Raw genomic sequence first — 26,081 nt, forward strand, 5'->3', positions numbered from 1 at the left:
CCTACCCCTTGCGCTGCGTGCGGTACTCCAGGAACTTCTTCTGGCAGGCTTCCGCCGTGCTGCGCAGTTCGGCGAACTCAGGCTTGTCGCGCAGTTTGGCCAGCAGAGGATCACGCTGCAGCGCTTCCTGCGCACAGTAGTTCTTCTCGATGGCGCTGCGGATCAGGCGTACCGCCAGCTCATCCTTCCCGCAATGGGCGAGGATCGCGCCCTGATAGTACTTGAATTCGGGATCGATCTGGGCCAGCAGCGCCGGCTCGGTCCTGCGAACTACTTCGTCCAGGGGCGTGGAGGACGGCGCCTGCAGGCAGGATTCGATCACGCTCCGGAACCAGGGCGCTCCAGCGGACATGTTGCTCAGGGCCTTGCGAGCCTCATCCGCCTTTCCCTGGCGCAGCAGCAAGGCCGGCAGCACGCTGTTGGTCCACTCGGAGCCGGCGTCCAGTTGCAAGTAGTCCATCGCCCGCTGGGGGTTTCCGGCCTCGAGGAACGCGAAGGCACAGGACCGGAAGTTGGCATTGGCCGGATCGAGACCGAGGGCCACGTCGCACTCGCGCGTGGCGTCGGCCAGCAGGCCGGCATAGCGCAGCACGTAGGCCAACGTGAAGTGCGCCGTGGCGCTCTCCGGGCGCCGGCGGATGAGTGCTTCCGCGTCCTGGTACGCGCGGTTCAGCTCGCCCTGTTCCACGTGGTGGCGGACCAGGCGCGCCGCCGCGGAGATCAAGTTTGGATCCAGCTTCAGCGCGCGTTCCAGCGCCTCCTGCGACCTACGAAAGCCGGCCGGGCCTCCGCTCCCGTAGGAAGCGTCGTAATTGTGGCGGATTCCCAACTGCTCCCATGCCGGAGCGAACGTCGGTTCCAGCTCCACCACGTGCTCCAGTACCGTGATGGCGTCCCGATTGGGCAAGGCATCGTGAGGCAGCGCGGTCGCCCGCAGGTAGAGGTCATACGCTTCCTGGTTCTGCGGGCGGCTTCCGCTCTCGAATGCGCTTGCAGCACCGCCCAGCGCCGGCAGCAGTTCCTGGCGCACCTGGTTACCCAGCGCCTGCTGCATGGAGACCATGTCGCGCACGGCCACGTTTAGCGTGCCTTGCCAGACTAGGCGGTTGGTATGCACGTCGATGGCTTCCCAGGTGACGCGCAGTTTCTCTCCCTCACGCAGGTAGTGTCCGGTAAGGATGGTGCCGACGCGCAACTCCTTGCCGGCTTGCTGCAGGTCCGGGGCCGGGCCGGAATATTTCTGCGTGGAAGATACCGGGCGAACCTCGAGGGAGCGCGTGTAGGTGAGGGCGCGCGCGATCTCATCCGCCAACGCGAAACGCAGGAAGTCAGTCTCAGCGTCCGAAGAAATGTTCTGGAACGGCAGCACAGCAATAGTCGTGTTGGCGGCTGCCGTAGTCGCAGGGCGATGCCGCTTCGTCCACAAGAGAAAGCCCGCTGCCAGTAGCATAGCCAGCACAACTACCGCTGCCAGTTGCACCCACAGCCGCTGCCACCACAGCCGCCGGAAGGTACGGGTGGTGGAGCGCACGGCGGCGCTGCCCACCACGGTCTTCAGGGTGGAGTCGGTCTCGCGCTTGAGCTCCGTCAAGTCGGCCTTGAGTTCGGAGGCGGTCTGGTAGCGCTGGTCCCGCTCTTTTTCCAGCGCCTTGCCCAGGATGTTCTCCATGTTCGGCGGCAGCGTGGGATTCAGGGTCCGCGGCGAGACCGGCTTGTGATGCAGGATGGAGTACAGCGTGGTCACGACGTTGTTGCCGGTGAACGGCCGCTTGCCGGTGGCCAGTTCGTAGAGCACCGCGCCGAAGGAGAACAGGTCGCTGCGCCCGTCCAGTTCCTCGCCCCGCGCCTGCTCCGGCGACATGTACACGGCCGTGCCGGGAATCACTCCCAATGCGGTCAGCGATTCCTCCAGCAACTGGGTCTCGGCTTCGGTGCTCTCCGGGATGACGGGTTGCTGCGGGGTGAGCTTGGCCAGCCCGAAGTCGAGGATCTTGGCCTGGCCGCGCGAGGTGATCCAGATGTTGGCCGGCTTGATGTCGCGGTGCACGATGCCTTTGTTGTGCGCCGCGTCCAGCGCGTCGGCCACCTGCACCGCCATGTCGAGCACTTCGTCGAACTGAAGCTTCTGCTCCTGCATGCGCTGCTTGAGGGTCGAGCCCTCCAGCAGCTCCATGACGATGAAGGGATGCCCGTTCTGTTCCTCGATTTCGTGGATGGTGCAGATGCCGGGATGATTGAGTTGCGAGGCAGCGCGCGCTTCACGGCGGAAGCGCTCCAGCGCTTTGCTGTCGCCGGCGAGGTGTTCGGGGACGAACTTGACCGCCACCCGGCGTCCCAGGCGGAGGTCTTCAGCCTCGTAGACCACGCCCATGCCGCCGCCGCCGAGCTTCCCCAGCACGCGATAGTGGGAAATCGTCTGGCCGACCACGGTCGAGCTCCCCACTCCAGCAGGCCCGCCATGTTAGGCACCAGCTATCACCCAAGTCAACGCCAGCCGTGAGTTCCTGGGAGCCTGCGCCTTTCTTCCCACCGGAGGCCCCGCTTTTCCCTCGCCCGGTCCCACCTTTCCCAGCTCCATTGTCGTCGGTGGCCGCGCCGGTTAGCGTCCAGGAGCGCGCTGTCTGCGTCTGCATTACCATTACTCTGCTTGGCTTCCGAACTCCCAATCCGATGGGCCCGGGTTTTCATCGCCTGGATGCTGCTCGGCCTGCTCTTCGTGGGCCGTAACTACATCGCCTACGCCGCCTGGGGCGAGCCCTTTCCGTGGGATCGTGCCTTCCTGGTAGAGATGGAATTCTCCTTCTCCTGGGCCCTGCTGACGCCGCTGGTCATCGCGCTGGCCCGTCGTTTTCCTATCGAGCGCGGACGGCTGCGCTTCGTTCTGCCCCTGCACTTGGTCTTCGGCTGCCTGCTGGCGCCCATCAGCGCCGTCATGAGCTGGTCGTTCTTCTTCCTGACCATGGCGATCACGAAGAACTTCGCTTGGGCGGAGTTTGCCATGCGTTTTCGCAGCAGCGCGCCCTTCGTCATCTACATCGGCACCGCGGGCTTCTGGATGTACTGGGTGATCCTGGGCGCCTACTTCGGACTTTCCTACTATCGCCTGTACCGCGAACAGAAGCTGGAGGCGGCGGAGCTGGAAGTGCGGGCCTCGCGCCTGCAGGAGCAACTGGCGCGGGCGCAACTGGACGCGCTGAAGATGCGCCTCCACCCGCACTTCCTTTTCAACACCTTAAACACCATCTCCGTGCTCATGCAGGAGGACGTGGAGCGCGCCAACCGCATGCTCATCCGTTTGAGCGAGTTGCTGCGCATCGCGCTCGACCACCAGGGCGCCGACCAGGTGCCGTTGCGCGATGAGATCAGCTTCCTGGAGCGCTATCTCGAGATCCAGCAGATCCGCTTCGAAGACCGCCTGTCGGTGCGTTTCGACGTCGAGGGCGCGGCCCTGGAGGCTTGCGTCCCGGCGCTCATCCTGCAGCCGCTGGTGGAGAATGCGGTACGCCACGGGGTGGCCCGGCGAGCCGAGCCCGGCCGCGTCGAAGTCCGCGCTCGCGCCGTCGATGGGCGTCTGCTCCTGGAGGTATGGAACGACGGTCCCGGGCTTTCCGAGGGAGGGGAGGGCGCCGCCAATGGCTCCGGCTACGGGCTGGCCAACACCCGCGCCCGCCTCGATCAGCACTACGGAGCGGCGCAGCGCTTTGCCGTGGAGAATGCCCGCAGTGGGGTGCTGGCTTCCATCGAGATCCCGTTCGTCGCCGCAAATGCCGCCGAGGAGGTCCATGCCGAAGATTCGCGCGCTGATCGTTGACGACGAGCCCATCGCCCGCCGCGGCATCCGCCTCCTGTTGCGCGACTTCCCGGAAGTCGATGTGCTCCGCGAGTGTCCCAACGGGCGCGACGCCGTCAAGGCCATCCGCGAGCTTGCCCCCGATCTGGTCTTTCTTGATGTGCAGATGCCGGAACTCGACGGCTTTCAGGTGGTGGAGCAGGTAGGCGCCGCCCACATGCCCGCCGTCGTCTTCGTCACGGCGTACGACCAGTACGCGCTCAAGGCCTTCGAGGTGCACGCGCTCGACTACGTGCTGAAGCCGATCGAGAAGGAGCGATTCCGCCAGGCTTTTCGCCAGGCCGTGCGCTGGCTCGAACGCGACCGCATCGTCGGCCTCGCCGAGCGCCTGGAAGCGATGCTGGGCTCGCTCGACCACGGCGCGCGCGCCAGCAAGCCGCAGGCGCCGCAGCGCATCGTGGTGAAAGACGCCGGCCGCATCTTTTTTCTCGACCCGCGCGACGTCGACTGGATCGATTCCGCCGGCAACTACCTGCAGTTGCACGTCGGCAAGACCGTGCACCTGCTGCGCGAGACCATGAACGAGATGGAGCGCAAGCTGGAACCGCAGGAGTTCGTACGCATCCGCCGCTCCACCCTGGTCAACGTGCGCCGCATCCGCGAATTCCGCCCGCTGTTCAAAGGCTCCTATGCGGTCCTGCTGCGCGATGGGACCGAACTCACTTCCAGCCGCCGCTACCGCTCCAGCCTGGACGCCTTCTTCCGCGGCCGCCGCTGACCCAGGTTCCGTTTTCCCCTGCGGAGCGCCGCTCGTCCCAGCCTTGTCCGCAGGCTTCCCGCGCGCGTTGTTCCGCTCCTGCCGCATCCCTAGCATCGTCTGCAGGAGGGAGATATGCCGTTCCTGCTCGTACCGAACATCCACATCCAATCGCGCCTCGCCTATGCGTTGGTCGGGGTGGCGCTCCTGATGATGGGCTGGCTCATCCCCTTCAGCAACGCCCTGGATCGCCGCATCGTGCTGCTGGCCGGGAGCTCCGGCTTGTTCTCTGCGGCCTCGGGTTTCTGCGTGATGTGCTGGGTCTCGGACCTGTTCGAATCTCCGGCCGAAGGTAGGGCTCCAAGGCAGCGGAATGGGTCGGAGGAGGTCGCACCCTCCGCTCAGGATGGCAATGCGTGAAGCTCAGTCGGCTGCGGTGGAAGAAGTAACGCGGGCCACGATCTGGCGAAACTCATCGTCGGTCACCAGGCCGCGCTTTTCCGTGCCGCGCTGCTTCACCGCGGCCAGCACGGCCGCGCGCTTGTCGGCGGGTACGGAGAGGCCCAGTTCTTTTGCCTTGAGGTCGATGTTGTCCAGCCCGCTCTTTTTTCCCAACACAATGCGGCGTTCGGCGCCCACCAGGTCGGCCGAGAAGGGCTCGATGGCTTCCGGGATGTGGAACTGGCTGGCCACCGCGCCCGACTCGCGGGTGAACAGGTTCTCGCCCACCAGCGGCTTCCAGGCGTCCACTTCGTAGCCGGCGGCACGCCGCACGACCCCCGAGACTTCGCGCACTTTGGCCAGGTTCATCTCCACCGGAACGCCATAGAGGCATTGCAGGGCCAGGGCGATCTCGCTGATATCGGCGTTGCCCGCCCGCTCGCCCATGCCGTTGATCGTGCCCTGGATCCAGGTGGCTCCGGCGCGGACCGCGGCAATCGCACAGGCGGTAGCCAGACCGAAATCGTTGTGCCCGTGGAAATGCACCGGAACTTTCGGTCCCACCCATTCGCAGGCCTTGCTCACCAGCGACTCGACCGCTTCCGGACCGCAGGCGCCGATGGTATCCACCACGACGATCTCTTTCGCGCCCGCGCTGAGCGCCTCCATGTACACCCGCTTCAGGAAGTCGAGGTCGGTGCGCGAGCCGTCCACGGCGAAAAAAGCCACGGTCACGCCCTGGTGGGCGGCGTGCTTTACGGCTTCCACGACGCGCCGCACGGCTTCATCGCGGGCGATGCCGTAGGCTTCCAGCTTGATGCTGCTGGTGGGCGTTTCGATGATGGTGTGGCGCGCACCCAGGCGCAGCACTTCGTCCACGTCGGCCTTGACGGCGCGGGCAAAGCCCCAGATCTCGGCCTTCAGCCCTTCGTTGACGATCAGGCGCAGGGCTTCAGCGTCATCCGGCGAGACGCGCGGGAAGCCGGCTTCGATGCGCCCCACGCCCAACTCGTCCAGCTTGCGGGCGATGGCCACCTTCTGCTCCGGCGTCAGCACCACGCCCACGGTCTGCTCGCCGTCGCGCAGCGTGGTGTCGTAGAAGCGCACCGGGCCGCGAGCAGGCAGGCGTTCGTTAAGTTCGCTGACCCAAACCTTGTCGTTGGACGGGCTCATGGCTTCTTAAGGATACCCTTCTCCTCTGCCGCCGTGGTTGGGAAGCCGGAGGCTAGGCCGTCTTCGGCGGCGGACCTCCATGCGCCTCTTCCCAGGTGATGACCTTGTTGCGCAGGACCCCAACCTTCTCAATTTCGCACTCCATTACGTCACCAGGCTTGAGGTACCAGGCCTTGGGGTCGCCCGAGAAGGCGGCCACACCGGAGACGGTGCCGGTCGAGACCACGTCGCCGGCGCTGTAGCCCATGGCGGAGTAGTGCGCCAGGATCTGGGGAATCGTCACGCTCATCTTGCTGGAATGCGAGCGCTGGCGGGACTCGCCGTTGACGCGCAGCTCCATGGCCAGGTTGTGCGGGTCGGGGATCTCGTCGGCGGTGACGATCCAGGGGCCGAGCGGGCAGAAAGTATCGATGCCCTTGCAGAAACTGAACACTCCCGATTTCATCTCCCGCCGCTGAATGTCGCGCGCCGTGACGTCATTGAAGATGACGTAGCCGCCGATGTAATCCTTCGCTTCCTCGGCAGTGAAATGCTTGCCGGCTTTTTTCACCACGATGGCCAGTTCCAGCTCGTAGTCCAGCTCTTCGGTCAGGTGACGCGGATAGACCACGGGCTGGTCGTGGCCGATGATGGCGTCCACGTTCTGAAAAAAGACGATCCAGGGCAGCACGGGATGGGAGAAGCCCGACTTCTGCGCTTCCTCGTGGTGCTCGCGGAAATTTCCGGCGGTGTGAAAGAACTTTTTGGGGATGATGGGAGCCCTGAGGCGCACCTGGTCGCGGCCATAGACGACCGGCTCCCCCGAAGGCCCGGTGATTTTCCCGCCTTTTTCCGCCACGTACTTCACCGCCTGGCGCGCGGCGTCCAGGCTGCGGTCGCCGCCCGCGAACAGCGCCCGCATGGACGTGGGAACGCGTGCCCGGGCCAGGCGGTAATGCGCCTCTTCATGCTCCACGTCACGCGCGTACAAGGCGTAGGCGGTGTTGAGGTCCACGATGCGGTCATCGGTGGTCAGAGCTCCGGTTCGCTTTCGTCCGGTGCCGTCTTCAAAGGTGATCAAGCGCATGATTCGCCGGTTCTCCGTTAGCCGAAACACGTCAGTCTATTGATTACGGATGCAGATTGTCCACACGCTGCTTTCCCGCGACCGGTGTTCACGGTACCATCGTGCCTTCGTCCCGTGACCATGGAAGATCTGTCCGCCCCGGTTGGCCGCGAACCTGAGGTTCGGCCCGCGGACGCCACGCACCCCCGCTTGCTCTTGGTGATCCTGCTGGCCGCGTTCGCGCTGCGCTTCGGCGCCGCCCTGCTCTCGCCGAACATGTTCTGGCCGGACGAGATCTTTCAGACGCTCGAGCCCGCCCACCGGCTGGCGTATGGCTATGGCATGGTGACTTGGGAGTTCCGCGTGGGTGCGCGCTCCTGGGTGCTGCCCGCGGTTCTGGCAGGCGTGATGCGCCTGACCGACTGGCTGGGCCCGGGTTCCGAGGGATACCTGGCAGGAATCGCGTTCTTCCTCTCGCTGCTGGCGACCGTGCCGGTCTATGTAGCCTGGCTGTGGGGCTCGCGCGTGGGCGGCACGCGCGCTGGCGTCGTGGCTGCGCTGGTCTGCGCGACCTGGCCGGACCTGGTTTACTTTTCGCCCAAGGCGCTCACCGAAGTCATTGCCGCACACCTGTTGCTGCCCGGCCTCTACCTGGCGGTGGGATCGGAAGAAAAATCGCGCCGCACGCTGTTCCTGGCCGGATTGTTATGCGGGCTCGCGGCCGCCATCCGCATTCTCCTGGCGCCGGCGGTCCTCCTGGCCATGGCTTGGGCTTGCCGGCGCGAATTTCGGGCGCGCTGGCTTCCCATGGGAACCGGCGTCCTGCTTCCCCTGCTGTTCTTCGGACTGGTTGACGCCACGACCTGGGGCTATCCCTTTTACTCCTATTGGATGTTCTACTGGCAGAACCTCGTCGTGGGGAAGTCCCCGCAATCCGGGCTGGTTCCCTGGTACGGATACTGGAAAATGATGGGGCTGATCTGGGGATGGGCACGCCTGCCGTTCCTGGGCCTGGCTGCCCTGGGGGTGCGCCGCAGCGGATTCCTGGGCTGCATGGCGCTGCTGATCGTGTTCCAGCATTCCCTGATTCCACACAAGGAGTACCGCTACATCTTTCCCGCTGTCCTCCTGCTATGCGTGCTGGCGGGCTTCGGACTTTCCCTGCTCCGAGACTTCTTCCGACGCCGCTGGCAGCGCCTCTCGGTCCTGACGACGTCCGTCCTGCTGGCTTTCTGGCTGCTTCTCGCCGGCTACTTCGCCTATCGCCATGGCCCGTTCTTCCAGCAGCTTTCCGGGTACCTGCGTGCCATGTCCCAGGTCAGCCGCAGTTCGGACGCTTGTGGCGTGGGCTGGTGGAATGTTTCCTGGGCGGTGACCGGCGGGTACACGTACCTGCATCGCGACATCCCCGTCTATCAGGCGTGGGATGCAAAGGCGGAGGAGGTGCAACGCTCCAGTTCGCTGGTGAATTACATCGTCACCCCCGACCCCCCGCCGGGAAAAATTCCCGGCTTCGAAGTGCTGTGGTGCCGGGATTACGCCTGCCTGCTGAAGCGGGAAGGCGCATGCGTGGCCCTCCCCGGCTACCACATCAATCGCATACTTGAGGAGCAGGGATTCTGAGACGCACTCTCGGCCGCGGAGGAAAAGTGACGCGGCGCCGGAACCCTGCGATATAACATCAGGCCACTGGAATCCCCGCGCTCCATTTCGTGGCGGCCGGCGTCGGTAGCACTGCTGGGGTTGCTGGTCATGGCTCTGGTTGCGCCCGTGTGGATGGTGCCGCATCCACCTCTGGTGGATTATCCCAACCATCTGGCGCGCGCCTACGTCCTCGCCCACCTGGATGATTCCGGCTTCGCGGAGTATTACGCCGCCGACTGGGGACTTCGCCAGTATCTGCTGATGGACCTGGTGCTGGTGGCGTTGCAGAAGGTCGTCAGCATCGACGTGGCGGGACGCTTATTGCTGACTGTCGTGCTGCTGGCTCTGCCTCCGGCGGTCTGGTTCTTCCTGCGCGTCGCCAGTCCCGGACACGAGAGCTTGGCCGCCTGGTCGCTGCTGCTCTGCCACAATTTCTTCTTCCTCACCGGGCTGGTGAATCTGCAACTGAGCCTGGCACTGTGTTTCCTGGTATTGGGATTGTGGCTGCGCTATGTGGCCGCGCCACGGCCGGCGCGATGGGCGTGGCTCGCGATTTGCGCGTCGCTGCTCTACTTCACCCACGTCGTGGGGTTCGGCGTCGCCGCTCTGGCCGCGGCCTGGCTGGCCCTGCGTGTGCGCTGGGACCGCCGCGTGGTGGCGCGGGCCGCGGCGGCATTCCTGCCCGGCCTCCTGTTGTTCGTTGCCGCCAGTTCGGGCTCCGCAGCGTCGGCGGTGGAGTTCGGAAGTCTGGGGAGCAAGCCGCTCGTCCCGCTCATCGCCATCGAGGCCTACTCCCAGCCGCTCGACTACGCGACTTTCGCCGTGATGGTCGCGGCCCTCTTCCTGGTCTGGTGGAAGAATCCAGAGTTCCGTTGGAACGGGCCCTGGCTGGAAATCTGCCTGCTGCTGTATCTGTTGTATTGGATCCTTCCGGTGCGCCTGTGGACGGGCACCTATGTCTACCTGCGGCTGGTGCCGTTTTACTGGGTGGCGGGGCTGGCTGCCGCGCGGCTGGGCCGGCGCGCTCGCTGGCTGCTGCCCGTGGCGCTGCTGCTGTTTGCGGTGCGCACCGTGCACCTCACCCGTCATTGGACCGCCCAACAGCCTTTCCTCGCTTCGCTCGCGCGCTCTTTCGATTCCGTACCCGAGCACGCTCGCGTACTGCCGCTGGTCCAGTGGCGCGGCGAGCAGAAACAGGTGCTGCTCGACTACTCCCACTTTTGGGCTTATGGAGTGATCGAGAAGCGCTGGCTCGTCCCCTATCTCTTCCACGATCCGGGGGTGCATCCGTTGCGAATCTCCCCAGCCGAATATGTGCCTGAGGCGGGTGCGTATCCACCCATGATCTATCGCGCACCGCCGGACTGGGAACAAGTGCGCCGCGACTACGACTACGTTTGGGCTTTCCATGTGCCGGAGTTCGAGGCGGAGCTGGCACCGATGGGCGCCGTGGCCTACGAGGGCGGCGACCTGAAGGTGTACCGCCTGCAGCGCGGAGGAGAGCGATGAAAGTCCCGCGCCTCTTGCTCTGGTCGGCAGCAGCCCTGGTGCTCGCCTCCTATGCGATGTTCCTGTACAGGTCCAGAGAGCATGTGCGGCTCGGGTGGGTGGATTTCCGCAGCATGTACACCGCGGCATGGATGGTCCGAGACGGCGCGGGAGAGAGTCTCTACCAGGTTCCGGCGCAATCGGAGGCGTTCCGGCGCTACTCGCCCAATCCCATGCCACTTTGGTTCAATCACCCGCCATTCGAAGTGCCGCTCTTCCTGCCCTTCACCTACCTGACTTTTGGCCGTGCCTATGTTGCGTGGCTGGCGCTGAGCGTCGTACTGGTCGCGGCCTTGGCAGGAATTCTCGCGCGATTTTCGCTGGCGCCTTCCGGCCTGTCCAGTTTCGCCGTGACAGTCGCTTGTTTCACTTTCTTTCCCGTTTGGTACATGTTTCACGAAGGGCAGGATTCCATCTTTATCGCGCTCGCCTACACCCTGGCCTATGCAGCGTTGGTGAGGAATCGTGAGACTTGGGCCGGATTCCTGATGGGGTTGGGCTTGTATCGCTTCCACCTGGTGCTGCCGGTGATATTCGTCTTCCTGTTGCTGCGCCGGTGGCGGGTGCTGGGAGGATTTGCCGGTGCCTGCATCCTGCTGGGGCTGATCTCGCTGGCCGTGGTGGGATGGGAAGGGACGCTGCGCTATCCACAATTCCTGCTGGAGCTCAACCGCCATGACTCCTATGGAGTGATTGTGCCGTACCACATGCCCAACCTGCGGGGCCAGGCGTTGACTTTTGCAGCCTGGCGCATCCCTTCGGTGTGGATCGACGTGGGAGTGGCGCTGGTCTCACTGGCTGTCCTCCTGTGGGTGGCGGGAAGGTGGAAGCGGGCCGAGGCGCAGCATGCCACGACGTCTGGCCTGCTGATGGCGCTTACGCTCACGGTGACGCTGGTGTTGAGCTACCACCTGAATCTGCAGGACCTGGTGGTCCTGTTGTTGCCTCTTTCGCTCGTGGCTCAGCACCTATGGCAGACCAGGGACAGGAAGGGTCCGGCGCACCGGGCGCTGCAGATGTCCGCGGCCGCACTGTTCCTGCCCCCGGTGTACGAGATCCCGGAATGGCCTGACCGGACGCTGGTGCTGTTCTGCCTGCTGGTGTTGTTTGCTGCAGCCATCGCGGCGGAGGTCTCGGCCGAAGAAAAGGTCGCCGTGGCTGGCGAGCTCAAGCACGAGGATGGCATAGCGTGAACGCCGGCCGCGACTTCGTGATCGCGTTGTCGTTCGCGAATCTGTGGTTCGGTCGTCTATGGCTGACGCTGCTGAGCGACGAACTAGTCTATCCGCGCAAAGGCTCAATCGTTCCGAACCGAGTGGCGCTGCTGCTGAACGTACTGTTGATGGCGGCGATGTGCTGGCTGGCCATGCGTGTGGTGCGGCAGTCCGGAAGTGCGCGGGGGCTGAAGGCGGCGCGCTTCGCGGTGGTGCTGTTGTTACTCGCGAGCCTGCGTCCAGTCGAGATGGAAGCACCACTGGTGGAGTGGATGGGGAGATCGGCGATGGTTCTGATCCCCGGATTAATCTTGCTGCTGGCATGGGCCTGTGCCCAACGGCCACGTGCGGCGCACGCGACGGCCATCCTGCTGTTGGTGCTCAGTCCGTTCGTCGCCGTGACCTTCGGGCGAGTCGTCCTCTCGATGTTCACGGCGGATCCCGCTCGCGTGGCCGACCGGCCCGCGGCGCCGCCCGTGCCACCTCGACCGGAGTACCCGAAGGTGGTCTGGGTGATTTTCGACGAGCTGGATGAGGCGCTGGCGTTCGATAAGCGCCCGCCCTCGGTGGCGTTGCCCGAGTTCGACCGTTTGCGCGCCCAGACCCTGGCCGCCAGCCAGGCATTTCCTCCCTCGCAAAGCACAGTGAGTTCGCTTCCGGCATTGCTGACTGGCAGGCTGGTGGCTCAGGGCTACTTTCATGGACCGGACGAGCTGTTGATCGATTTCCACGGGGCGGACGGCAAGGTGAAGTGGAGCGCTCAGCCTTCGCTGTTTTCGGTCGCGCGCGCCATGGGGATCAACGGCGCTGTCGTCGGGTGGTATCACCCCTACTGCCGCGTGTTGGCCTCCCAGTTCACCTCGTGTTTCTGGGATGAACTCATGGACTCGACCTTCGTCCTGCCGGAGACGCTGGCGGGCAGAATGCTGTTTCAAGCAGCTACCATCCTGGAGGAGACGACACGTATAGGAAACCTCCGGCTGGTGGAATTCGACTGGGTCACGCAGCGGCAACGGAACGACAAGCGCCGGCAGCACCAGGTGCTGATGGAGCAAGCGCGCATCGCTCTGCAGCGCCCGGAACTGGGGCTGGTGCTGGTCCATCTTTCTGTTCCGCATCCGCCGGCGATCTACGACCGGGTAAAGGGAGACTACGCCCTCCGAAGCGGCCTGAGCTATCTGGACAACCTCGTGCTTGCCGATCGCGCCTTGGGCGAACTGCGGCGAGCGCTGGAGGAAAGCGGAACCTGGGAGCGCTCGGTGGTGCTCGTCACTGCCGATCACGGCTGGCGGCGGCGGACCTGGGAGCGGCGGCGAGACTGGTCTGACGAGGATGAGCAGTGGTCCCATCGCGCCGGTTATCGTGTGCCCTTTCTGCTGAAGATGCCGGGCCAGGCTGCCCCTGTGTCCTACGATCAGCCGTTCAACACGGTGCTGACGTCCGGGCTGTTGCTGGCTGTCCTGCGGGGAGAGGTGGACGACGCAACAGCGGCCGCCACATGGCTCGATGGCCACCGCAGCCTCGGCCGCAGCCCGTACATTCACGATCCGTGAGGTTGGTTCGTCTCTTGAGGGCGCTGGCGCGAAGTTTCCGCTGCCAGTCCGATCGTCAACAGCAGCAGCAACCAGAACATGGGATGCGGCAGCCGCATGCCTTCGGGCACGTAAAGCGTGGGCACGTACAAGACGACCATGGACGCCAGCAGCGCGGTGCGCGACCACCGGCGCTCGCCCCGCGTTGCCGCCAGATGCTGCGCCACCAGCGCCATCGCCAGGAAAAGCAGCGCGAGGTCGTGCGGATTCAGGTGGTAGCTCACCAGTAGGCTCACCATCAGGTTCAGCGCGAAAGCCAGGTCCAGCCGCGCGTCCGCCGCGTCTTCCGCCCGCGGCCACTTCCGCGCTGCTAGTATGAGCAACAGCAGTGACAGCGATGCGATCAGCACCGTCGGCCAGGGCGCCGGTAGCACGGTGCCTACGGACATCGTGACCGCTCCTCGCACATTGGGCATCGCCACCGGCCGGATGGCTCCGTAGGCCAGGCTCTGATTGATTCCCTGCAGAAACTCGACGTATCGCCAAAGCCCAGTCCACCCCACCAGAAGCGCCGAAACTGCCGCCAACGCCGCGCCTGTCAGAACGAAGCCCCTCACCGCCGGCCACATCCTGCGCACGATGAGCGCGACCATGAAGGGAACTACCAACTGGAACTTGAACAGGCCCAACGCCAGAAAGCATCCGGCGCGGAATGGTTGACCGCGGCGCAGAGCGATCCACGCCAGTGCGAACAACAGCAACAGCGGAATGGAGTCCTGTCCCTGCATCATGGCCCAGGCCACAGGGAACAAGGCGGCTGCCGCCACCAGCGTCGGCAGGCCGCGCAGGTAAGGAAACTGCCTTGTATAGGGATGTCGCAGGCAGGCCAGCCACACCAGCAACGCCAGGTTCACTCCCATCCACGCAGCGTATGCATGAGGAAAAGGAAGCCACGCCAGGGGGAGCAGCAGGACCAGCTCGAATGGCGGATGGTTGAACAGCAGCGGCGTCTGCCTTCCCGCAAAGTTGCGCTGGTATTCCGCTTGTACGCGGGCGTCATAGAGGTCCGCGCCGCGTCCGTCGGCTACCAGGCGCGCGCCCGTGTAAAAAGCGGTGAAGTCCATTCTCCCTTCGAGAATTTTCTGCCGCAGACCGGCAACCATCCACAGGTAGGCAGCGAGCACGCTAACCAGTGCCAGCCACCACAGCGGCCTGAACCGGGAGTTCTTCATCGCTGCCGGCAAGAGTATGGCACGGGCGCTCAACTGGCGGACCACACTGTTTCTTGACGGCGCAGCCTCTGATTCCACTACAGTGGTTCGGCGGAACCAGGGGGAGGAGTGCACCAGAGACCCAGGGAGACAACCGAACCGGTTCCCGCTTCCCCTGCAACCCCGGCGAAGTCACGGCGGATCGCTCTTCTGCTGGGATTGATCGTAGCCCTCGCGTTCTTCCTGCGGCTGGGCGCAGCCCTCGAGTTCCGTAGCCTTTTCTGGTCGGATGAAGTCTTCCAGACCCTGGAGCCTGCCCACAAACTTGCCTACGGCTACGGCATCACGACCTGGGAATGGCGCGAGGGCACGCGCTCTTGGGTAATGCCCGCGGTGTTGGCCGGCGTCATGCGGCTTTCCGAGGGGCTCGGTCCGGGTGCCAGCGGCTACCTGCTTGCCATCACCATCTGCCTCTGCCTCCTCTCACTTTCGCCCGTCCTGTTCGCATATTCTTGGGCAGCCCGCGTGGGACGGCCGGGGACCGGCCTGCTGGCGGCGGCCTTGTGCGCCGTGTGGTTCGAGCTCATCTTCTTCGCACCCAAGGCGTTCGCAGAGGTGATCGCTGCCCACGTATTCCTGCCCGGCCTGTTGTTTGCGGCCCAGGAGGAGCAGCGCCATAAGCGATGGTGCCTCTTCGCGGCGGGGATTCTGTTCGGCATCACGGTGGCGCTGCGCGTTCCTTATGTACCCGTCGTAGGTTTCGCCGCGATTTATCTCTGCCGCAATCATGTGCGGCAAAAGTGGCTGCCGCTGGCGCTGGGCCTGGCCCTTTCCCTCATCGCTTTTGGCGTAGTGGATGCCGTCACCTGGGGGTCTCCATTCCAAACGTTGTGGAAGGGGGTCTGGAGCAACGTGGCGCAGGCGAAGAGCGTGCAGTTTGGGGCCGCGCCCTGGTACGCCTACTTCGGATCGCTGGTTTGGGTCTGGTCCTGGGGATTTCCCCTGATCGCGTATTTCGCGGCGCTGGGGGCCAAACGCAGTCCATTGCTCTTCTGGCTGGTAGCGGTCTTGTTTCTCTCCCACTCCCTGCTCGCCCACAAGGAGTATCGCTTTCTTTACCTGCTGATTCCGCTTACTTGCGTGCTCGTGGCCTTGGGAATATCGGAGAAGATCGCGCGCTTTCCCAGACATCCGACCGCGGCGCTCACCGGCATGCTGGTGGCCTGGTGCCTGGGCTCGGCCCTGCTCGCCTGGAACTTCCGCCCCTACTGGACGGTGTACTCCGGCAACCTGCGCGCCTTTGAGCAGATGAGCCGTTCCCCGGATACCTGTGGCGTGGGTCTGCTCGGCGTACCCTGGAGCTGGACCGGCGGGTACACATACCTGCATCGCGACCTGCCCATCCTGCAACTGGAGTTGCCGGGCGATCCCGAGCGCCTGAGCTCGCACTTCAACTACCTGCTGGCCTCGGATCGCGCCTCTTCCATACCGGCAGGCTTTGCGCGTCAATGGTGCTGGCGCGGTTCTTGCCTGTTCAAGCGGCCCGGCGACTGCACGCCGATGCCCGGCTATCACATCAATCAGGTTCTGCAGCAAAGAGGACAGTGAGCTCCGTCATGCGCCCATGGGCCGTGTCGGTAAGAAAAAGATTTGCCCGGTGCCCGGAGATGCCGGAGAATCACTCGATGGAACGGGGAAGCGAGGTTTGAGCAACACCACTTCCGCCGCCAACCTCGCCGCGGCGCGGGCCAGCGGACTGGGCCCGCGCGCCGACCTGTTTCTGGTCAGCTTCCTGGTTCTGTTTCTCGAGCTGGCCTGCATCCGTTGGTTCCCGGCCCACGTCCTCTACCTTACGTTTTTCACCAACACGGTGTTGATGGCGTGTTTTCTGGGCATGTCGGTGGGATGCCTGGCGGCATCGCGCTCGCGCAACTACCTCATGGGCACGCCGGTGCTGTTGCTGGTCGCGGTTGCAGGCGGACAACTGGTGGAATACGCGCGGCACTCGATCGAGCGTGTGGTGGTCGTCGGCAACCAAGCCTCTCCGCAGCTGGTCTACTTCGGCACCGAGTACCGGGTGCAGGACCTGGCGCGCTTCGTGGTGCCCATCGAGGCCCTGGGCGGTGCGTTCTTCTTGGTACTGGCATTGGTCCTATTGGGTCCGGGACAGGAATTGGGCCGCTGCCTGGATAGGGTGCCGGACCGGATTCAGGCCTACACCCTGAATATTCTGGGCAGCCTGGCGGGCATCGTTGCGTTCGCGTTGAGTTCCTGGTGGCAGCTTTCGCCGCTTGCCTGGTTTCTGGTCGTGGCCGCCTGCATGGCGTATCTCCTGCGCCGGCACTGCACGCGGCGGGCGCTGGTCGTGCGCGGCTCACTGCTGGTTCTGATTGCGTTCCTGGCCAGCCTTAGTGTCGCCGATTACCGCCGCACCGTCGAAGTCTTCTGGTCACCCTACTACCGCATTGACTACCAGTATCAACGGCGCCAGATCGTGGTGAACCAGATCGGCCATCAGGGCATGGTGGCCAGCGGGGATGACCGTGCTCCCGCGTTCGCCTATTCACTGCCCCATCTGCTGCGGCGGGATTCCGGCGGGCCACCCTTCGGCGACGTGCTCATCATCGGCGCCGGTTCCGGCAACGATGTGGCCCATGCGCTGCGTTGGGGCGCTCGCCATGTGGACGCGGTGGAGATCGATCCGGTCATCAACCGGCTCGGCCGCCTGCATCATCCGGACCGTCCCTACGACGATCCGCGCGTGACCATCCACCTGGACGATGGCCGCAACCTCCTGCGTTCTACCTCGCGTCGCTACGATCTCATCATCTACGCCCTGGTCGACTCACTCGTCCTGCACAGCAGCTACAGCAACCTCCGCCTGGAGAGCTACCTGTTCACACGCGAGGCGTTCGCGGATGTGCATCGCCTGCTCAAGCCCGGCGGCGTCTTCGCCATGTACAACTACTTCCGGCAAGGCTGGATCGTGGCCCGGCTCGCGCAGGGTGTGGAGGAAACCTTCGGCGAACACCCCCTGATCCTGGCTCTGCCTTACAAGGAGCGTGTGCAGGAAACCCGCAGCGGTGGCTTCACCATGCTGCTGGCCGGCAACATCGCGCCGCTCCAGCAAGCCTTCCAGCAGCAGCCCGAATACTGGCTGCCAAGCGACCAGGCGCCGCGGCCGGATTCCCCGTCCGGCTTCCAGAACCGGCCGGACCCGGCAGCGCCCGATCGCTGGCTCCGCTTTGGCCTGGCCACGCTCGTTCCACCCGCCGACTTGCGCAGCGCTACCGACGAATGGCCTTTCCTCTACTTGCGTCGTCCTCTGATCCCGGACGTCGCTTGGCGGGGCATGCTCATCATGGGAGCGATTGCGCTGGTGTTGATCCTGCTCTTCCGGCCGCGCGAAACCGGGTCCGTTGCAGGCGGGCCCCGCTTCGACGGGCAGATGTTCTTTCTGGGCGCAGGCTTCCTGCTGATCGAAACCAAGGCCGTGGTGCAAATGGCGCTGCTGTTTGGAAGCACTTGGATGGTCAACAGCGTCGTGTTCTTCGCCGTGTTGGTGATGATCCTGCTGGCGAATCTGTTCGTGCTGCGGGTACGACCTGCGCATTTGTGGCCGTACTACGCCTGCCTGCTGGCGGCGCTGGCTCTCAACTGCGTCGTCCCGCTGAACTGGTTCCTGGGCATGGACCGTACGTTGCAGGTGCTGGCTTCCTGTGCGCTCGTCTTTACTCCTATTCTGTTTGCGGGGATTGTCTTCGCCACCTGCTTCGCTCGCGTGCGCATGCCGGACCTGGCCTTCGGGGCCAACATTGCCGGCGCTATCCTGGGTGGCCTCTCCGAGTACACTTCCATGTTGATCGGATTCCGCTATCTGATGTTGTTGGCCATCCTCTTCTATGTGCTTTCGGCCCTGCTCCGGCCGCAGCCGTTCGTGGCGCCGGAGCCCGGGTCCGATGTCGCGGCCGCCGGATCCGCAGCCGCATGACGCCCCATCCTCCTGTTCGCTTCTCGCTGGTGTTGCCCACCTACAACGAAGCGGCCAACATCGAGCGCATGGTGCCCTCGCTTCAGGAGGTATTCAGCGCGGCCAAGCTCGCGGACTATGAGATTGTCATCGTGGATGACGACAGTCCGGACGGAACGGGCTCCATCGCCGATTCGTTAGCCGCAGCCTCCGCCGGCCGCGTCCGTTCGCTGCGCCGCAAGGGGGAGCGCGGACTAGCCACGGCAGTCGTCGCCGGCTGGAAGACCACAAAGGCGCCGGTGCTGGCGGTGATGGATGCCGATGGCCAGCATCCCCCGGAAGTGGTCCCACGCCTTCTCCAGGCTCTGGACCGCGGCGCGGACGTCGCCGTCGCCAGCCGCTACACCGCTGGCGGCGACATCCCCCGCTGGAACGTGGTCCGCCGGCTGGGGTCGAAGTTCGCCACCCTCCTCGTGCGCCTCGCTCTTCCCGCCGGCGTCCGCCACCTCCGCGACCCGCTCTCCGGATGTTTCGCCCTGCGGCGGGAAGTGATTGAAGGCGTGGAGCTGAAGCCTCTCGGCTTCAAGATTCTGCTGGAAGTGTTGCTCCGCGGGCGCGTGCACCGGCTGGAGGAAGTGCCCTACGTCTTTGCCCCGCGCACGGGAGGCAAGAGCAAGCTCGGCGCGCGCGTGGCCATCCTGGACGCCGTCCAGTTGCTGCGTTCTTCCTGGCAGAGCCGCCGGGGGCGGCCGTAGCCACTACTTGGTTCCTACCGAGAAGCCCAGCAGCGCATCCACCTCGATCACTTCGTTGCCGCGCAAGACGGGGCGGAAGCGCCAGTCCTTCAGTGCCGCCATCACTTTGACGGCTACCTCCTGCGAGGAAGTGCTGACCACGCGCAGGTCTCTGAGGAATCCCGAGCGGTCGAGCACGCACCCGATGATCACCCGCGTCATGGGCGTGCCGGGAGGGAAGTCGGCGCGCAGTGGTTCCGGCGCAGTGAGGTCGCTTTGGAAGCCGCTGATGTCCTGTGGCCGCTCGGAGTACTGCAGCACGCCCGTGCCTAATCGCGTCTGGATGTAGATGCTGTAGACACGCGGGCCTTTCAACAATCCATAGGTGGGGAGCGCTCCACCGGAGCGCGGCGTCGCGATCACGGTGACCGTGGGCACATGCCGGCCCTCGGTGGGGGTGCGACCCGGCGGGGCTGGGGCCCCGGCGGTGGCAAAGCTCGGCAGATTGACTACCCCGCCGCGAATGGTGACGCCGGCCAGTCCGCTGCGGCTGGTGCCGCTACCGCTGCCGCCCGGCCCCGGTCCCGGCGAGATCCCGCCGCGCGCTCCGGCGTCGGCGCCGAACCCTGTTCCCGAGTCGGCCGCGCCCGGTCCCGTACCGTGGGTCCCGCTGCCGGGTCCGGTTCCAACTCCGATTCCTGTGCCGCCTCCGGAGCCACCGGCCCCGGTCGTACCCGACCCCGCAGGCGACATGGCCAGCGTGCCGGCGCTTGCCCCGGGCACACCGACCGCATCGCCCGGATTGGTCGAGATCACCACTCCACTAGCTTCCGCAGTGCCATCCGGAGAGCCTTCGGGATCGGTGCCCACGCCGTGTGCGTTCGCCACCTGCCCCTCGGGTCTCCCATTCGGATCGTCGGATGCCACATCAGGCCCGGAAGCCGCGGTACCCGTGCCCTCGGGCGTTCCCGCCGAAGCTACTTCTGGGATGGCGGACGCGCCGGGAAGATTGCCTGCGATTTCGCGCACGCTCCGCCGACCCACGGAAGGCGCCGCCAGCGTGGGCAAGGGGACGGCCAGCTTCGGGTCAGCCACCGTAGCTTGCGGCACGCGAATGTCGGGCGGAGGGGGCACGACTATCGTCGGCATTTGGGGAACATTGAGTGACGCGGCGGACCGTCGCGGAACCGGCGCCGGAGCCACAACCCTGGGTTCGGGCATGCTCACGCCCAGCTTCGTGCCGCGCGCGGCGGCCGCCATGGGGAGCGGTGGCGGCGGAGCCGCGGCCACCGCCACCAGATTCGCCACGGCATCGTTGCGCTGGGGCAGGTTCAATTTGGGTGCATCGGCCACGCGCTCCACCAGTCGCGGCCCGCGCGAGATGCGGATCACCTGCGTCGGGTGGAATGCCTCGCGCCCTCCCGAGCGTCCCGACCGGCCCGCTTCCGCTCCGCCCACATCTTCCATGCGTGGCAGGTCGGGCGAAGGCTGCAGCACCACCTGCACCTCGGGCGGTGGTTCCGGCTTCTTCGGCTCCGGTTTGCGCACTTCACGCGGATTCGGCTTCGGCTGCCGGGCTTGTCGCGCTCGCGCTTCGGCCAGTTCCCTTGGCGTCAGCACTCGCCCGCGGGGCTGGGCCAGGATGGGCGGCGAGTAAATGATTGACTCCAGAGGGAGCAGGGCGACGTGCTGTCGCTCGGCCGCCGGCGCCATCCGCCACGCCAATAGCGTGGCGAACGCCAGCGCCGCCGTGAGCGCGGCAACCGCACCCAGCAACCCGCGCCCCGTCAGCGGCAGATGATCGCATTCCCCGGCTAGGCGTTTAGCCGAGGGCTTGAGCGCCGGTCCGACGCCTGCGGCAAAGTAGCTCCAGGCGCCCTCCCAGTTCACCAGCAGCGCCGGCTGGGAATCTTCGAAGTAGTAGGCGGGCAGTTCCGGAACGTGGGCCAGCGCCGTCCCCAGCGACGAAAAGCCCGAGAGAGGGCGATCCCAGTCCACCAGCAAGGCCGGCGCGCCCCCGGTCCGATGAAAATAGCCCACGGGCAGTTCCGGAGCACGCTGCAGCGCGGGACCGAGGGACGTGGTGAAGTTCCGCCAGCGCGGCTCCCAGTCCACCAGAAGCTTGGGCACATCGCTCATGGGGTGGGCTGGTGGTTCCGTTCGCGGACTATCTCCAGTTGATCGCCCACGCTGGTGCCGGTGTTAAAGATGGTGTGCGGCGGTAACTCCAGCACCGTGGCGGCCTCCATGACCATCGGCGTCATGCGCCACGGGCGGACGTTTTCTTCCAGGCCCACTACGATCTGGTCGGCGTCCAGATACACCACGTCGATGGGGAAACGCATGGCCATGGTGTGCACGCCATGGCAGGGAATGATCCACAGCCCCGATCCCGGCGGGAAACTCTCCCGCCTGCGGCCCATCAGTCCACGCAGTCGTCCCGCGTGCGTATCCGCGACGCGCAGTTCGCTGGCCAGGAAGGCCTGTCGCGTGCGGTTGTATGCGTATCCGCGCCGATGGGAGTTGGCATTCGGCGGCTCCGGCATGGTTTACGCCCGCTTCCCCTTGCGGTTGTACACCACCAGCCCTAGGAGGAGCACCACGGCTAAGATCGCGTATTCCATGTCGTTCCTCTACCTCAGCGCCGGCATCAGGTTCCGGATCAGCTGGATGGCCGCCGGACCCAGGCTGACGAAGAACATGGACGGGAAAATGAAGAACACCAGCACCGGCACCATCTTGATGGTGGTCTTGGCCGCGGCTTCCTCGGCCCGCTGCCGCCGCTCGGTGCGCAAGGCGTCGGAGTGCACTCGCAGCGCGGTGGCGATGCTGGTGCCGAACCGGTCGGTCTGGATGAGCACCGCCACCAGCGCCCGCATGTCATCCACGCCCGTGCGCACCGCCAGGTTGCGCAGTGCTTCCGCGCGCGGCTTGCCGGCCCGCATCTCCAGGTTCACCAGGCCGAATTCTTCGCTCAAATCCTTGTGGACGTGCCGCATCTCATCGCCCACCCGCTGCACCGCCTGGTCCAGGCCCAGTCCTGCCTCCACGCAGATCACGGCCAGGTCCAGCGCATCGGGCAGTCCCAGGCGCAGGGCCATCTGCCGCGCCTTCACCTTCTGCCGCAGCAGCATGCTTGGGAACACATAGCCTAGCCCTATCAAACCCACCGCGAACATGGGGTCGCGCAGGAAGAGGTTTGTGCTTACCACCAGAATCACCGCCGCTCCCAGCAGCACCACACGCGAGCCGAAGTAGATGGTGGCGTGCCGCGGTTCGCGGAATCCCGCCTGCACCAGCATCAGCCGTGCCCGTGAAAGTTCTGCCGGGGACGTCGGCAGCGCCTTGGCCAGCGGCGATAGGGCCTGCTCCAGGCGTTCCTGCACCCCCGGCTTTTTCTCCTCGATGCGCACCCCGGTCAACGCCCGCAGGCGCGCGCCCAGCAGCGAAGCCGGCGACAGGGCCGCTGCCATCAGGAAAAAGAACGCCGCCGCCAGCGTAATGAACATCGCTGCCGCGATCAGTAGATTAGTCAGCGCCATATCCTCACACCCGGATCCGAATGATCCTGCGGATCAGAAAGAAGCCCATGGTTTGCATCACGACGCCCGCCGCGATCAGCCCGTGCCCGATCGGGTCCTTCCACAGCGGCTCGATGAACTTGTAGTCCATCCACGCCATCATGGCCACCACGCTGGGCGGCAGCAACATCAGGATAAGCAGCGTCAGCCGGCCCTGCGCCGTGTACACCCGCACCTGTCGCAGGATCTTGAAGCGCTCCCGGATCAGATAGGAAAGCTTGTCCAGGATTTCCGCCAGGTTTCCACCCGTTTCGCGCTGCAGCATCACCGTGGTGACGAAGAACTTCACGTCCACCAGGGGGACGCGCTCACCCAGGTTCAGCAGCGCATCGCGTACCGGCAAACCGTACTTCTGTTCCTCGAACAGCTTGCGGAATTCTCCCGATACCGGCTCGCCCAGTTCATTCCCGATCAGCTCGATGGCCGTGGTGAAAGCGTGGCCCGCTCGCGTGGCCCGGGCCAGCAGTTCGATGGCCTCCGGGAACATCTCTTCGAATTTCTGGAAGCGCCGCGCCCGTTTGTAGGAGTAAAAAAAGTAGGGCATCAATCCGCCCAGCGCGGCCATGGCTACCGCCAGGGGTGCGATGTTCGACCACTCCATGGTCAGCGCCCCGAAGACCATCGCCAGCGCGACTGAGACCATCAGGAACTTGCCGGCCCGTGTGCCGGTGTCTGCCTGGTCCAGAAAGTGTTGAATTTGCTTGACCCGCGGGGACTGTTGCAGCACCCGGTTCAGGGCCGGAATCTCGCTCAGGATCTCGTCGCGCAGCAGCGCCAGTTCTTCGGAGTGGCCCCGATCCTGCGCCCGCTCCAAAGAGAGCAGCCGCTCGCGCATCGACCGCGCCCGCGCATCCCGCTCTTCGAAGGCCCCGGCCACCGTGAAGACCAGGATCACTATGAGGGTGAACAGCCCCAGGACGACGATATAGACCATGTACGCCTCTTCCTCTCGATGTCGGTCCTACACCACCACTTCGGTCTCAAACAGCGAAGAGGGCAGCCGATACCCGGCGGCGTTCAACCGGTCGGTGAACTTCGGTCGGATGCCCGTGGCCTTGAACGCTCCCCGCACCTTGCCGCGTTCATCCAGTCCTCGCCGCTCGAAGGTGAAAATCTCCTGCATGGTCACCACTTCGCCTTCCATGCCGGTGAGTTCGGCGATGCTGATCACCTTGCGGCTGCCGTCCGTCAGGCGCTGCACCTGCACAATGGCATGCAGCGCGGAAGCAATCTGCTGCCGGATGGAGCGGTCCGGGATGTTCAGGTTGGCCATCGAGACCATGTTCTCCACGCGGGAGAGCGCGTCGCGCGGCGTGTTGGCGTGCACCGTGGTCATCGAGCCCTCGTGGCCCGTGTTCATGGCCTGCAGCATGTCGAAGGCCTCGTCGCCGCGCACCTCGCCCACCACGATCCGGTCGGGACGCATGCGCAGCGCGTTGATCACCAGTTGTCTTTGCCGCACCGCCCCTTTGCCCTCGATGTTGGGTGGCCGGGTCTCCAGCCGCACCACGTGCTCCTGCTTCAACTGCAACTCGGCCGCGTCCTCGATGGTCACAATGCGCTCGGTCGAGGGGATGTAGCCCGACATCACGTTCAGCAGCGTGGTCTTGCCGGCGCCCGTTCCGCCCGAGATCAGGATGTTCAGCTTGCCCTTCACCATCGCCTTCAGAAGCTCCAGCATCGGTTCGGTGATGGATTTGTTGGCGACGAAGTCCTTGTCGGTCAGCGGGTCGCGCCCGAATCGGCGGATGGAGAGCGACGGCCCGTCAATGGCCAGCGGCGGGATGATGGCGTTCACACGCGAGCCGTCCATCAGGCGCGCGTCCACCAGCGGCGACGACTCGTCGATGCGCCGTCCCACCCGCGACACGATGCGGTCGATGATCTGCATCAGGTGGGCGTCGTCTTTGAAGCTCAGGTTGGTCTTCTCCAGCTTGCCCGCCCGTTCGATGTACACGTTGGCGTGCCCGTTCACCAGGATGTCGCTGATGGACGGATCCTTCAGCAGCGGCTCCAACGGCCCCAGCCCGAAGATTTCGTCCAGGATCTCCCGCGCCAGGCGCTCGCGCTCGGCAAAGCTGAGCGGCACGGCTTCCGCGCTGACGGAATCCCGGATGACCGCCAGCACCTCCTCCCGCGCCGTGTCGCTGGGCGCCTTGCCCAGCTTCTCCAGGTTCAGACGGTCCAGGATCTTGCGGTGCAGCGTGGACTTCACCTGCTGGTATTCGGTTCGCTCGAAGAAGGTTTGCAGTTCCAACTAGTCTCTCCTCAGATCAGCGGAATGGGGTCCAGCTCTTGGGCTTGGAAGCCGCGCCCTGCGTCAGCGCCGTCGCCAAGCCCTGGAAGGCGCGCGAGACTTCGGAGTGGTTCGTCTGCAACACCGGCACGCCCCGGTCGATGGCGTTGGAGATGGCCGCGTAGTTGTTGGGGATCTTCCACAGCAACTTGGTGTGCGTGGCCGCCTCGGCGTCGGCGTCCGTGAAGCCCGAGATCTTCCGGTACCGGTTCAGCACCAGGCGCAGCCGTTCCCGGCCGCTCCCGTCGTTCAGGAAGTTCTGCACCTTGTTGGCGCTCCACAGCGACGCCACGTCCGCGTGCGCCACCAGCAGCACCGTGTCGGAAAGGTCGCTCACCATGCGCGTGATGGCGTCCAGCCGCGAGGAAGCATCCACCACCACGGTCCGGTAGTGGCTCACCAGCATGTCGAACAGGCGCGCGAACTCCGCGTGTGAGGGCTCCACGGTCAGCGGTTCTTGCACCCCCGCCAGCAGGTGGATGCCGCGGTCGTCGCGCGTCATGAAGCCTTCCAGCAGCGCCCCGTCCAGCCGGTGCAGGTTGCGGATGGCGTCCACCACCGTGAATTGCGGCTTCACGTTCAGGTGCAGCGCCGCGTGCCCCAGTGGCGCCAGGTCCACCAGCGCCACCCCGCCTTGGATGCCCTGCAGGGCTGCCGCCACCTGCACCGCGATGGTGGTGGCGCCGCTCCCGCCCTTGGCGTTCACCACCGTGAACACCCGGCCGCGCACCCCGTCGGTGCGCGTCTTGCGTTGCGCGGAAGTCAGCCGCGCCAGCGCTTCCAGCAGGTGGTTGGTTCCCACCGGGCGCTCCAGGAACTCAGAGGCCCCACCCCGCATGGCGGCTACGATTACCTGCGGTTGCGCCATCTCGCCCACCGCGAACACCGCCGCGGCCGGCAGCTCGGAGTGCAGCAGCTCGATGGCCCGCAGCCCCGGTGTGGGATCGTGCGAGGGAATATCCACCAGCAGCACGTCCGGCCGGGCTTCGTGGATGCGCCGGATGATGGGGTCTGTGGATCCGACCGGGTAGCCGGGAACCGCATGCGTGGTGCGGGCGATGGCGGTCCCATCCACCAGCATCTTCAGGATGGTCCGCTGTTCCTCGTCCAGCGCCAGAATGACTACCGTCAACGCAGGCATGCTT

At 65.2% G+C, this 26,081-nt stretch carries 20 protein-coding genes; 10 read left to right on the forward strand and 10 right to left on the reverse strand.

Features of this window, described 5'->3' with window-relative positions; genetic code table 11:
* Position 1: 1 nt before the first annotated feature.
* Positions 2-2,428, reverse strand: a complete 2,427-nt coding sequence (locus tag VLE48_04530) for a protein kinase (protein HSA92254.1) — start codon at positions 2,426-2,428, stop codon at positions 2-4.
* 267 nt (positions 2,429-2,695) lie between these two features.
* Between VLE48_04530 and VLE48_04535 the strand changes: the two genes are divergently transcribed.
* The 3 genes from VLE48_04535 (at position 2,696) to VLE48_04545 (ending at position 4,967) form a co-directional block, all read left to right on the forward strand.
* The gene (locus VLE48_04535) at positions 2,696-3,811 is read left to right on the forward strand and encodes a histidine kinase (GenBank protein ID HSA92255.1); all 1,116 of its coding nucleotides are present in this window, start codon (positions 2,696-2,698) and stop codon (positions 3,809-3,811) included.
* A complete protein-coding gene (locus tag VLE48_04540) occupies positions 3,783-4,568 on the forward strand; it encodes a LytTR family DNA-binding domain-containing protein (protein HSA92256.1) in 786 nt (261 codons plus the stop codon). The genes VLE48_04535 and VLE48_04540 overlap by 29 nt, the downstream gene beginning before the upstream one ends.
* A 114-nt stretch (positions 4,569-4,682) precedes the next feature.
* Complete coding sequence (locus tag VLE48_04545) at positions 4,683-4,967, forward strand: hypothetical protein (GenBank protein HSA92257.1); 285 nt, start codon at positions 4,683-4,685, stop codon at positions 4,965-4,967.
* A 3-nt stretch (positions 4,968-4,970) separates the two neighbouring features.
* Here the strand turns inward: VLE48_04545 and VLE48_04550 are convergent, their stop codons facing one another.
* Complete coding sequence (locus tag VLE48_04550) at positions 4,971-6,161, reverse strand: hypothetical protein (protein ID HSA92258.1); 1,191 nt, start codon at positions 6,159-6,161, stop codon at positions 4,971-4,973.
* Between the two features lie 52 nt (positions 6,162-6,213).
* Complete coding sequence (locus VLE48_04555) at positions 6,214-7,227, reverse strand: fumarylacetoacetate hydrolase family protein (GenBank protein ID HSA92259.1); 1,014 nt, start codon at positions 7,225-7,227, stop codon at positions 6,214-6,216.
* 120 nt (positions 7,228-7,347) lie between these two features.
* On the opposite strand from VLE48_04555, the gene VLE48_04560 reads away from it, so the two are divergent.
* From VLE48_04560 to VLE48_04575, 4 genes are all read left to right on the forward strand, one after another.
* Positions 7,348-8,829 carry a hypothetical protein gene (locus VLE48_04560; protein HSA92260.1) on the forward strand — a complete coding sequence of 494 codons (1,482 nt, stop codon included), beginning with the start codon at positions 7,348-7,350 and terminating at the stop codon, positions 8,827-8,829.
* A 129-nt stretch (positions 8,830-8,958) separates the two neighbouring features.
* On the forward strand, positions 8,959-10,359 hold the full coding sequence (locus VLE48_04565) for a hypothetical protein (protein HSA92261.1): 1,401 nt from the start codon (positions 8,959-8,961) through the stop codon (positions 10,357-10,359).
* Positions 10,356-11,591 carry a glycosyltransferase family 87 protein gene (locus VLE48_04570; GenBank protein ID HSA92262.1) on the forward strand — a complete coding sequence of 412 codons (1,236 nt, stop codon included), beginning with the start codon at positions 10,356-10,358 and terminating at the stop codon, positions 11,589-11,591. The genes VLE48_04565 and VLE48_04570 overlap by 4 nt, the downstream gene beginning before the upstream one ends.
* The gene (locus VLE48_04575; GenBank protein HSA92263.1) at positions 11,588-13,165 is read left to right on the forward strand and encodes a sulfatase-like hydrolase/transferase; all 1,578 of its coding nucleotides are present in this window, start codon (positions 11,588-11,590) and stop codon (positions 13,163-13,165) included. The genes VLE48_04570 and VLE48_04575 overlap by 4 nt, the downstream gene beginning before the upstream one ends.
* Here the strand turns inward: VLE48_04575 and VLE48_04580 are convergent.
* Entirely contained in the window at positions 13,153-14,376 is a 1,224-nt protein-coding gene (locus VLE48_04580; GenBank protein HSA92264.1) for a glycosyltransferase family 87 protein, read from the reverse strand. The genes VLE48_04575 and VLE48_04580 overlap by 13 nt on opposite strands.
* A gap of 198 nt (positions 14,377-14,574) precedes the next feature.
* Here VLE48_04580 and VLE48_04585 point away from each other — a divergent pair, with 198 nt between their 5' ends.
* The 3 genes from VLE48_04585 to VLE48_04595 all read left to right on the forward strand — a co-directional run bounded on the left by VLE48_04585 (position 14,575) and on the right by VLE48_04595 (position 19,080).
* Entirely contained in the window at positions 14,575-15,963 is a 1,389-nt protein-coding gene (locus tag VLE48_04585; GenBank protein ID HSA92265.1) for a hypothetical protein, read from the forward strand.
* Positions 15,964-16,060: 97 nt separating this feature from the next.
* Positions 16,061-18,346, forward strand: coding sequence for a hypothetical protein (locus VLE48_04590; GenBank protein ID HSA92266.1), 2,286 nt, complete (start codon positions 16,061-16,063; stop codon positions 18,344-18,346).
* Positions 18,343-19,080, forward strand: coding sequence for a polyprenol monophosphomannose synthase (locus VLE48_04595; protein ID HSA92267.1), 738 nt, complete (start codon positions 18,343-18,345; stop codon positions 19,078-19,080). The genes VLE48_04590 and VLE48_04595 overlap by 4 nt, the downstream gene beginning before the upstream one ends.
* 3 nt (positions 19,081-19,083) lie before the next feature.
* Here VLE48_04595 and VLE48_04600 read toward each other — a convergent pair whose 3' ends face one another.
* The 6 genes from VLE48_04600 to VLE48_04625 form a co-directional block, all read right to left on the reverse strand.
* Complete coding sequence (locus VLE48_04600; GenBank protein HSA92268.1) at positions 19,084-21,198, reverse strand: hypothetical protein; 2,115 nt, start codon at positions 21,196-21,198, stop codon at positions 19,084-19,086.
* Entirely contained in the window at positions 21,195-21,605 is a 411-nt protein-coding gene (locus VLE48_04605) for a DUF192 domain-containing protein (GenBank protein ID HSA92269.1), read from the reverse strand. The genes VLE48_04600 and VLE48_04605 overlap by 4 nt, the downstream gene beginning before the upstream one ends.
* Before the next feature lie 87 nt (positions 21,606-21,692).
* A complete protein-coding gene (locus tag VLE48_04610; protein ID HSA92270.1) occupies positions 21,693-22,601 on the reverse strand; it encodes a type II secretion system F family protein in 909 nt (302 codons plus the stop codon).
* A gap of 4 nt (positions 22,602-22,605) precedes the next feature.
* A complete protein-coding gene (locus VLE48_04615) occupies positions 22,606-23,574 on the reverse strand; it encodes a type II secretion system F family protein (protein ID HSA92271.1) in 969 nt (322 codons plus the stop codon).
* Positions 23,575-23,601: 27 nt separating this feature from the next.
* Positions 23,602-24,897, reverse strand: a complete 1,296-nt coding sequence (locus VLE48_04620; protein HSA92272.1) for a CpaF family protein — start codon at positions 24,895-24,897, stop codon at positions 23,602-23,604.
* Positions 24,898-24,913: 16 nt separating this feature from the next.
* A partial coding sequence (locus tag VLE48_04625; protein ID HSA92273.1) for an AAA family ATPase occupies positions 24,914-26,081 on the reverse strand: 1,168 nt, incomplete at its 5' end.

This window comes from Terriglobales bacterium (assembly GCA_035454605.1).
GTDB lineage: Bacteria > Acidobacteriota > Terriglobia > Terriglobales > Acidobacteriaceae > DATMAB01.